The organism is Brevundimonas sp. (assembly GCF_032107865.1).
Lineage (GTDB): Bacteria > Pseudomonadota > Alphaproteobacteria > Caulobacterales > Caulobacteraceae > Brevundimonas.
Genome location: NZ_DAMCNG010000287.1, coordinates 1 through 2,938, shown reverse-complemented (window position 1 = coordinate 2,938; position 2,938 = coordinate 1). Strand labels below are relative to the sequence as shown.

General features: G+C 69.4%; 3 protein-coding genes. All 3 read left to right on the top strand.

All coding sequences use genetic code 11. The annotated features are described in order from the left end of the window. Positions 1-175 precede the first annotated feature (175 nt). On the top strand, positions 176-793 hold the full coding sequence (gene cobO / locus RT567_RS15635; protein WP_313577155.1) for a cob(I)yrinic acid a,c-diamide adenosyltransferase: 618 nt from the start codon (positions 176-178) through the stop codon (positions 791-793). Continuing rightward, complete coding sequence (locus RT567_RS15630) at positions 793-1,170, top strand: DUF1636 domain-containing protein (RefSeq protein ID WP_313577154.1); 378 nt, start codon at positions 793-795, stop codon at positions 1,168-1,170. The genes cobO and RT567_RS15630 overlap by 1 nt, the downstream gene beginning before the upstream one ends. Before the next feature lie 72 nt (positions 1,171-1,242). Next, positions 1,243-2,938, top strand: a 1,696-nt coding sequence (locus RT567_RS15625; protein WP_313577153.1) for a heavy metal translocating P-type ATPase, incomplete at its 3' end; no start/stop codon positions are given.

Here is a 2,938-nt window from a genome sequence, read left to right as displayed (position 1 = left end):
TGCGAGACGCCGCGCCGACCGCCACGCCCAACCCTTTGATCGTCGCCCACGCCGATCGCCTGCTGGGTCGCGGCGGCGCCATGATCCGCGCCGTCGAGGCCATCGGTCGGGGCGCTGAGACGGACTGGGGCGCGCCCTTTGAACTGGACCTGACCGCTGAAGGAGACGACCGCCGATGAGCGATCCGCACGACGCCGAACTGAACGCCCGCCACGCCGAGAAGATGAAGCGCGTCCAGGCCGCCCGCGCCCGGATGATGCAGTCCAAGACGGTCGAGCGCGGCCTGGTCATCGTCCACACGGGGACGGGCAAGGGCAAGTCGACGGCGGCCATGGGCATGGTCTGTCGCATGATCGGCCACGGGATGAAGACCTCCATCATCCAGTTCATCAAGGGGGCGATGGAGACGGGCGAACAGACCCTGTTCGACAGCTTTCCCGATCTGGTCGAGATGCGGCCGATGGGCGAGGGCTTCACCTGGGACACCCAGGACCGCGCCGCCGACATAGCCAACGTCCGCCGCGCCTGGGAGGCCGCCAAGGCCCGCATCATGGACCCGGAATGGAAGATGGTCGTCTGCGACGAGCTGAACATCGCCCTGCGCTACGACTACCTGCCGGTCGAGGAGGTGCTGGAGGTTCTGGCCGCGCGTCCGGCCGACACTCACGTCGTCATCACCGGCCGCAACGCCCCGGACGCCCTGATCGAGGCGGCCGATCTCGTCACCGACATGCAGATGGTCAAGCACCCGTTCCGCAGCGGGGTGAAGGCTCAGGCCGGGGTGGAGTTCTGATGACGGAGGCGACGGCGCGCCTGATCGTCTGTTCTACCTGCCGTCATTCGGCGGACGAGCCCGTGGATGCGGACGGCGTTTCGGGCGGGCGGCGACTGCTTGAGGCCGTGACGACGGCGGCGGGTGCAGCGCCAGAATTGCGGATCGAGGAGCAGGCCTGCCTGTGGGCCTGCCGCAGCCACTGCACCGTCTATCTGGCCCAGGGCGGAAAGCCCGGCTACCTGGCCGGAACCTTCACGCCGACCGCTGACGCCGCCGAGGCCATCGTCGACTTCGCGCGCCGCTACGCCGCCAGCCCGGACGGCGCCGTGCCCTATCGCGACTGGCCCGAGGGGATGAAGGGGCATTTCATCGCGCGCCTGCCCCAGGACGCCTGATTCAGTGCGCTTGACCTTCCCTTGATGGGAAGGTTTAGAGGTGTCGTCGTCAAAGTTTGCGAGGACGACGTCATGGCCGCCGAAGGCTTCAGAACACTGGATCTGCCCGTGCTGGGCATGACCTGCGCCAGCTGCGTGGGACGGGTTGAAAAGGCGATCCGCGCCGTGCCGGGCGTGACCGAGGCGCAGGTGAACCTGGCCGCCGAGCGGGCGCAGGTGTCGCTGTCGTCGGAGGGTTCCGCCGCCGCCGTCGCCGCCGCCATCAAGAGCGCGGGCTATGAGCCGATGGAGGAGGAGGTCGTCTATCCCGTGCGGGAGATGACCTGTGCGTCTTGCGTCGGCCGTGTCGAAAAGGCGCTGGCCGCCGTGCCGGGCGTGCTGTCGGCCAGCGTCAATCTGGCGACCGAGCGGGCGACGGTGCGCTTCCTCTCGGGGGCGACGACGTTCCAGGATCTGGCCGCCGCCGTCGAACAGGCCGGCTATGTGCTGGAGGCGCCCGAGGACGCCGGGCCGGACGCCAGCGACCGTGAACAGGCCGCCCGCGACGCCGAGATTAGGAAGCTGGGCCGCGCGGTGCTGATCGCGGGCGCGGCGACCCTGCCGCTGTTCGTGCTGGAGATGGGCTCGCACTTCGTGCCGGGGATGCACCACTGGATCGGCGAGACCATCGGCGCCTTCAACTGGAAGGTGATCAGCTTCGTGCTGGCGACCTTCGTGCTGTTCGTGCCGGGGATCATCTTCTACCGCAAAGGCGTGCCCGCCCTGCTGCGCTGGGCGCCGGACATGAACTCCCTCGTCGTGCTGGGCGCGACGGCCGCCTGGGCCTTCTCGACGGTGGCGACCTTTGCGCCGCAGTGGCTGCCTGAGGGCACGGCCAATATCTATTTCGAGGCGGCGGCGGTGATCGTCACCCTGATCCTGGTCGGGCGCTGGATCGAGGCGCGGGCCAAGGGTCGAACGGGTCAGGCGATCCGTCGTCTGATGTCGCTGCAGGCCAAGACCGCGCGCGTGGTGCGCGACGGCGTCGAACAGGACGTGGCCGTCGATGCGGTCAAGGTCGGCGACGTGGTCGTGGTGCGCCCCGGCGAACGGGTGCCGGTCGACGGCGTGGTCACGGACGGCGCCTCCTTCGTCGATGAATCCATGCTGACGGGCGAGCCGATCCCGGTTGAGAAGACCGCGGGGGCTGACGTCACGGGCGGCACGCTGAACACCACGGGCGCCTTCCGCTTCGAGGCGCGACAGGTCGGCTCGCAGACCGTGCTGGCCCAGATCGTCAAGATGGTCGAGGCCGCCCAGGGGGCCAAGCTGCCGATCCAGGCGCTGGTGGACAAGGTGACGGGCTGGTTCGTGCCGGTGGTCATGGGCATCGCGGCCCTGACTTTCGCCGTATGGTTCCTGTTCGGACCCGATCCGGCGATGGGCATGGCCCTGGTCGCGACCGTGGCCGTGCTGATCATCGCCTGCCCGTGCGCCATGGGTCTGGCGACGCCGACCTCCATCATGGTGGGCGTGGGGCGTGCGGCCGAACTGGGCGTGCTGTTCCGCAAGGGCGAGGCGCTTCAGGCCCTGCAGGGCGTCGAGGTCGTCGCCTTCGACAAGACCGGCACCCTGACCGAAGGCAAGCCGACGCTGACCGATCTGGTCACGGCCGAGGGCTTTGACGAGGCGACGGTGCTGGCCCAGGTGGCGGCGCTGGAGATCCGCTCCGAGCACCCGGTGGCTCGCGCCCTGGTCGCGGCGGCCGAGGCGCGCGGCGTGACGGTGG